The following is a 6,353-nucleotide window of genomic DNA, read 5'->3' as shown; positions in this document are numbered from 1 at the left end:
GGAAACGCCGCCTGTGGAAACAAAACCGCCTGTGGCTGTAGCGCCACCCGTGGAAACGCCAACTGTGGAAACAAAACCGCCTGTGGCTGTAGCGCCACCCGTGGAAACACCGCCTGTGGAAACGTCGCCTCCTGTGGAGACAAAACCACCTGTTGCTGTAGCGCCCCCGATTGAGACAACGCCGCCTGTGACAACGCTGCCTGTTGCGACAACACCGCCTGTAGCAACGCTGCCGACCCCTCCAACACCACCGGTGCAACCGCCTACGATCGCCCCGGAACCGCCTCTAGTTGAACTTCCGCCGATCGACGATATGTCGCAGCCGATCGACCCCGAACCACCTGTTGAACCCGATTTACCGATTAGTTCGCCACCAGAAAATCGCGCATTTATCGGCATCATCGATACTGGGTTTGCGACAAACAATCCCGATTTGGATTACTCTAAAGTGACATTGGGGCGCGATCGCATTGACAAAGACAGCAATCCTTTGTTTACTGCTGGCACTGGTAACGAACACGGCACATTTAGCTGGGGTTTAGTTAGTGCGATTCAAGGCAACGATCGAGGCATTGACGGCTACAACGATAAAGCAAATATTTACCTAAGTCGGGCAATTGGTTCTGGGGAATGGGATTTAGCTTTAACTGATTTTGTGGGTGAGGCGAAAGCACAAAAGAAGAAGAATGTGATCGCACTTCTTCCCCTCGATTTAACTCAAAAGAATGCTGATGGAAGCATTACCACTCGTTACGAATTTACACCCAGAGAACGTGCGGCATTAGAAAATGCGCGTCAGAATGGAGTGCTGTTAGTTGTTGCGGCTGGGAATGACGGCGGTGTGATGTCTGTTTTGGGTCAATCTTCCCAGGAGTTTGAGAATATTCTCACGGTTGGTTCATCTGATGGATTTGGGCGATCGGATTATTCCAGCTACGGCTATGGTTTGGATATTTTAGTGCCGGGAGGTGCGATCGACAATCCGACTTTATCGACTGTTGGCGATGATTTAGGCACGATGGCGGGAACTTCGGCATCGGCGGCTAAGGCGGCGGGGATGGCGTCTAAGGTTTGGGAGAGTAATCCCGATTTGAATGCTACCCAAGTGATTGACATTTTGACCGGAAGTGCGATCGATTTGAAGGAGCCCGGATGGGATAAAGAAACGGGTTTTGGGGTGGTGAATTTGAATAAAGCTGTGCAAATGGCGAAGGAAACAGCGCCACAAAGTTACACGCCTTCACCGTTTATCACGCCTATAACTTGGGATGGAGAAGGGAAAGTCACGCCAATGGAAAGGGCGACGCAAGATTGGAATGCTGTCGGAGATGGACGGAGAAAGTATGTAGGATGGTTAAATAGTTCTAATACTTCCGATAAGTTAAGTTTCACTGTCACTCAAACGATTCCTTTGTTCCAATTCTCTGTGAATTTTCTTGAAGGTAGTGCGACGCTGTATGACAGCAATGGAAATACGATCGCCAGTGCGGCCCCGACATCCAATATACTTTATGGGACGGCCAACTTAGCACCAGGTAATTATTATGTGCTGGTTGATAAGGGAAGTCGGTCAGCGATCGATCCCTATGAGGCGGTTTTGAATTTTACGGGTTTAAGTGGGGAGGTAAAACCACTTGATGATACGATACTTTTGCCACGTCCAACTCTGACTCCCAGTCCGACTCCGATTCAGATAGTGGGAGAGATTGGCAAAGAATATCTCAAAATTGGTGGTGAAAGCCGGATGGGTAAACCACTTCAAAATCAGGTTGAACAGGCTAACGGCTTTATCAAACAGTTGTTTGAGAAGGGTTCTATGATTTGGAATGGTAGCAAAGTGGCTACTGTCGATTTTGGAGGGGTTAAGGCTTTCGAGTCTTTTGTTAAAGATGTGTCTTCTCCTCCATCAATTCCTAGCGCTAACGTTGATATCTCAAAAAATTGGAAAGCAGAGGTTTATAAGTGGGATCGAGGCAGTGAACTCCAGCCACCCGGAAAGCTAAGCGAGGCGACTCCTACATCGAAATTCCTTGGTTCTTTTGATTTAGGCTCCAACAGCAAAAAAGAGCTAAAATTTGATTGGGGTAATGGTTCTCCCGCTGGTAATTCTAAGTTCCCCGCCGACAACTTCGTAATCAAAACCTACACCGATACGGACTTTCAGGCTAATAAAACGTACAAGTTCAGTGCCAGAGGTGATGACGGATTCCGGTTATTTGCCAGACCCCTTGACAAGCCTGATGCGTGGGAATTAATCACTCCTATCACAGATACATCGATTAATCCAGATACTCGCTCTTGGTGGCAAGAGTATTACAGCACTCCTAAAGAATACGAATTCAAACCAAAAGAAGGGGGTACGTATCGTGTTGTTGCCCTTTTCTACGATCGAGATTCAAGCGCTAACTTCGACCTTTCTTGGAATGAGGTACCGCCACCAGTTTCTTCAGGGAATTACTATCCTAACATTGAAACCGTCTTGGACAATTTCCTAAGTAAGCCAGCTAACACAAAGGGCGAAAAAGGTTGGGCGCAGAAAACTATTGACGATAAATGGGATAGAATTGGTGGTGAAAGCGCCCAGTATGGCCAGTATGAAAGTCCCAATTTTTCAGGTGGTGATAACTGGCAAATAGATATGCCAAGTGATGTTCAGAAAGTCTACGCAGACCTTTCAACCTCTATCTTTGGTAGTCCAAAAGTTGTGACTACTGGTTATGCGTTCGATCGCGGCTACTATTCATCCAAAGGCGCACACTCTGGTATAGACATTGGTGCTACAAAAGGTACAGATGTTAAGGCAGCAGTTCGAGGAATAGTTGTCACAACAGAATTCCATTCTGGTAATGGCTCCTGGATTGCTATTGATGAATTAGACAAGAGTGGCAATAAAACAGGTCGTCGTTGGTGGTATGGTCATCTTAGTGAAACGATAAATGTCAAAAAGGGAGATACAGTTATCGCAGGAAAAACCAAACTAGCTTCGACGAATAATTTAAATCATTTACATCTTTCTGTTCTAAATATCAACCAATCAGTTGGAGATTGGAATGATATTATTAATGGAAAAAAACTGGCTCTTACTGAAAAGAACTACGTTCAAAATGTTCAAAATGTTCTGTCTCGAACCATTAGTCCTCTTGAAGCATATTGGAAATCCAGAAATGGAATGAAGGATTAATATTGGCGAGTCCCTGCTCTCTAGATATCACCAAAAATAAAAGCGCTCGCCCTTTGTTAACTATCCAAAAAGAGCGATCGCCCTCGATCAGCCAGATTCAGAAAGGATCTAGCCCATAATTCATCCAACGATCGATCGCCCTTCTGACATCTGCGTTAATCTGCGTCCATCTGCGGTAAAAAAAGAGCGAGATCCCTTTCTAATAATTCAGAAGGGCGATCGCTCTTCAACTTCCCACCTCAAGAGTAAAGATTTATTCATTCTCATCAACATTATCAAAGATATCTTCGATGTCCCGTGCGCCGTGAATCACGCGCAAAATTTCTACCCCTGAGTCTATCAGACGGTAGAAAATCAGATATCTTCTAAAACCTTGAATAGCTTGTTGTCGCACATCGATTAAATTAGGATGAGAAAATTGACAGCGTTTTCCCATTTTTGGCGTTTGGGCTAATTGTTTAAAAGTTTCTTCCGCCGCGACAAGAAAGCGATCGGAAGCATCCATATTATCTTCCGCAATGTAAGTTGCTAATTCAATCAAATCACGGATAACTTGCGGACGTTTTTGGATCGAGGTCATTTTTCTCCCTGCAACCCCTGCTGCTGGGAAATACGCGATCGCACAGCTTGACGAATCTCCATCCAATTTTCCTCCGTCATCGCTGTAGGATTTCCAGATTCCAAGCCCTCTAATAACATCGCTTCCAAACGTTCTGAAGCTTTACGTTTTTGGTCTTGGCGAATTAACTCACGAAAATACTCGCTAGCTGTACTATAACCCCCTTGGGCTACCTGTTCTTCTATATAAGTTCGCATTGAGTCAGGCAGAGAAATATTCATACTTGTCATGGGTATTACTTACCTCATTTAACTCGTTATCTTATTATGGCAGATTTTGCCATTTTTTGTCAAGTCTCACACAACGTGTAATTTTATAATAAATTGGGAAAAGCGAGATCCCTTTTTTACCCAAACTCAGAAACGATCTCGCCCATAATTCATCATAACAGGCTTAATCATAGAAGCTTTTAAAAGCCCAGCCGATCGCCAATCTGTGATGATAATATCACCGACTTTCGGACTACTGCTAACTTGGCTAGTTATACCCATAAGAATGCGATCGGGATATTCTGCATTATAAACGTCAGAACTAATAACAACTGCTGGACGTTTTTTATTAGTAGTTTGATCGGTAAAAGGAAACGGAACTAAAACCACATCACCAAAATTATAACTCGTCATACTCCGCGTCCTCTGGGTTATCCCAAATTTTAGCAAAAGCTGCTTCTGAGAGTTTAGTTGCAGTATAAACGAGAAGACGATCTTCACTTCGCGTTAAAAGGAAATCGATAAAATCTTCTAATACCGTAATTTTATCGGGCGGTAAACTACGGATTTTTTCCATCAGCTTTGTTTCCGGGTTTTGGGCTACACTCATGTTATCTCTCACTTGTTAATTTTAACTTAGCCTACATTTTATATTCTATCAATTTAATTTAATTTAATTTATTCCTGCGACCATTCTTCTAAACCTAATTCCGCCAATTCCTGTAACTCGGTCTCTTCTGCATAGACTTCCGCATAGAGCATCGCCGATTCTTTCAACTGCTCGGTTTCTAACGCTAATTCCAACCGTTGAATCGCTATTCTAACCAATTCACTAGAATCTTTAAATCCATAGTTTTGACATAGTTCTAAAAATTGTATCTGAGATTCATCTAGTTTAAATGTTTGCTCTTTCATAGTAAAAATACTAGGAAGCTTCAGGAAGTTAGTTGTGTCAAAAGCTGTTTTTATCAAGCCACTATTTATATGATAACATACATTTGTAGATAGTGCAAAAAACTCGCAAGTATTAATAACACCATATTTACCCCAAAACTATGAAAAAAATCATCATTGGCATCATGGGCCCCGGCGATAGTGCCACATCAACCGACTTAGAAAACGCCTATCAACTCGGACAACTGATCGCCGAAGCAGGATGGATATTGCTAACTGGCGGTAGAAATGTCGGCGTCATGGATGCCGCCAACAAAGGAGCAAAATCAGCTAACGGTTTAACAGTCGGCCTCCTTCCGGGAAATGACACTCGCGGCCTTTCTGAATCTGTAGATATTGCCATTGTCACCGATATGGGAAACGCCAGAAATAACATTAACGTTCTTTCTTCAGATGTAATAATTGCCTGCGGTATGGGGACGGGCACAGCTTCGGAAATTGCCCTCGCCCTCAAAGCTAACAAACAAGTTATATTGTTAAATCACAGCGCCGAAAGTCAAATTTTTTTTAAAGGTTTAGCACAATTTAACATCTTTGTGGTAAACACTGCTGTAGAGGCTATGAATCAAGCTCGCGAAATCCTAGTAAATTCAAGATGAAATCCAAGATGAGACTAAGTAAATTCAACTTTTGTGCGATCGGCATTTTTCTGACTTTGGGGATTTTCGTCAGTACCAAAGCAGACGGAAGAATTGCACATTTCAGTTTCAGCAACAAATCCACTCAAAAAGTAGCACAAACCCTCCCTCCTCCTCCCCCTTTCGCACAGCCTGTTACCGAACAAGAAGCGCCACCTATTCGCAGCGAATCCGTGCCGGATCAAATAGCTTTAGCAACCCATTTGCAGACAATCAAAGCTAAACTCTACGGTGCTTACTGGTGTCCTCACTGCCAAACACAACAAGAACTTTTCGGCAAAGAAGCATTTACCGCAATTACTTACATAGAGTGCGATCCCAGAGGCAAAGATGCTCAACCAGATTTGTGCAAAGCTGCCAATATTAAAGCTTATCCCACTTGGGAAATTCGGGGTAAATATTACACGGGCCGGCAATCTTTGGAAAAACTTGCTATTTTATCCGGTTATAAAGGCAGCAGCAATTTTCTGCAACCAGTTCCCTCTCCTTAAAAATATCTAAATTAGTTCGCACTCGCACTCGCCCACTAAGAAACCTGGTTTTTGAACCGAGATTAACTGTTTTCAGCAATTATTTTGGTTAAAAACCAGGTTTCTCGCCACCCCTGCGTCCTAGACTATAAATGTAAAGTGCTGATGGCGCACCTAAAATTATGATTTTTATGAACCGAACTTCTGACTGTAGTTTAGACTAACCAAAGATGAGAACGGTGGCAAAAGAAGAACTAGAGCCACCGCGCCAGGAGAGAATGA

General features: G+C 43.5%; 8 protein-coding genes. 3 read left to right on the top strand and 5 right to left on the bottom strand.

The window, feature by feature from the left end:
• Nucleotides 1-3,181, top strand: a 3,181-nt coding sequence (locus QUA25_RS23010) for a S8 family serine peptidase (protein ID WP_333041445.1), incomplete at its 5' end; no start/stop codon positions are given.
• Nucleotides 3,182-3,434: 253 nt separating this feature from the next.
• On the opposite strand, the gene QUA25_RS23005 is transcribed toward QUA25_RS23010, so the two are convergent.
• The 5 genes from QUA25_RS23005 to QUA25_RS22985 form a co-directional block, all read right to left on the bottom strand.
• Nucleotides 3,435-3,761 carry a type II toxin-antitoxin system RelE/ParE family toxin gene (locus QUA25_RS23005; protein WP_333041444.1) on the bottom strand — a complete coding sequence of 109 codons (327 nt, stop codon included), beginning with the start codon at nt 3,759-3,761 and terminating at the stop codon, nt 3,435-3,437.
• Nucleotides 3,758-4,030 (bottom strand): type II toxin-antitoxin system ParD family antitoxin, encoded by a 273-nt coding sequence (locus tag QUA25_RS23000; protein WP_333041443.1) that lies wholly within the window; start codon nt 4,028-4,030, stop codon nt 3,758-3,760. The genes QUA25_RS23005 and QUA25_RS23000 overlap by 4 nt, the downstream gene beginning before the upstream one ends.
• A 126-nt stretch (nt 4,031-4,156) precedes the next feature.
• Nucleotides 4,157-4,423: a type II toxin-antitoxin system PemK/MazF family toxin gene (locus tag QUA25_RS22995; RefSeq protein ID WP_333041442.1), complete on the bottom strand. Its 267-nt coding sequence runs from the start codon at nt 4,421-4,423 to the stop codon at nt 4,157-4,159.
• Nucleotides 4,410-4,619: a toxin-antitoxin system, antitoxin component, Xre family protein gene (locus QUA25_RS22990; protein ID WP_333041441.1), complete on the bottom strand. Its 210-nt coding sequence runs from the start codon at nt 4,617-4,619 to the stop codon at nt 4,410-4,412. Before QUA25_RS22990 ends, QUA25_RS22995 begins: the two co-directional genes overlap by 14 nt.
• A 68-nt stretch (nt 4,620-4,687) precedes the next feature.
• Nucleotides 4,688-4,924, bottom strand: coding sequence for a hypothetical protein (locus tag QUA25_RS22985; protein ID WP_333041440.1), 237 nt, complete (start codon nt 4,922-4,924; stop codon nt 4,688-4,690).
• A 140-nt stretch (nt 4,925-5,064) separates the two neighbouring features.
• On the opposite strand from QUA25_RS22985, the gene QUA25_RS22980 reads away from it, so the two are divergent.
• Both QUA25_RS22980 and QUA25_RS22975 read left to right on the top strand, forming a co-directional pair.
• A complete protein-coding gene (locus QUA25_RS22980; RefSeq protein ID WP_333041439.1) occupies nt 5,065-5,562 on the top strand; it encodes a TIGR00725 family protein in 498 nt (165 codons plus the stop codon).
• An 8-nt stretch (nt 5,563-5,570) separates the two neighbouring features.
• Entirely contained in the window at nt 5,571-6,092 is a 522-nt protein-coding gene (locus QUA25_RS22975; protein WP_333041438.1) for a hypothetical protein, read from the top strand.
• Nucleotides 6,093-6,353 lie beyond the last annotated feature (261 nt).

Source organism: Microcoleus sp. Pol17C6 (assembly GCF_036701145.1).
In the GTDB taxonomy this organism is placed as follows: Bacteria; Cyanobacteriota; Cyanobacteriia; order Cyanobacteriales; family Microcoleaceae; genus Microcoleus.
The sequence above is the reverse complement of the archived record's forward strand: the minus strand, read 5'-3'. Positions and strand labels throughout refer to the sequence as shown.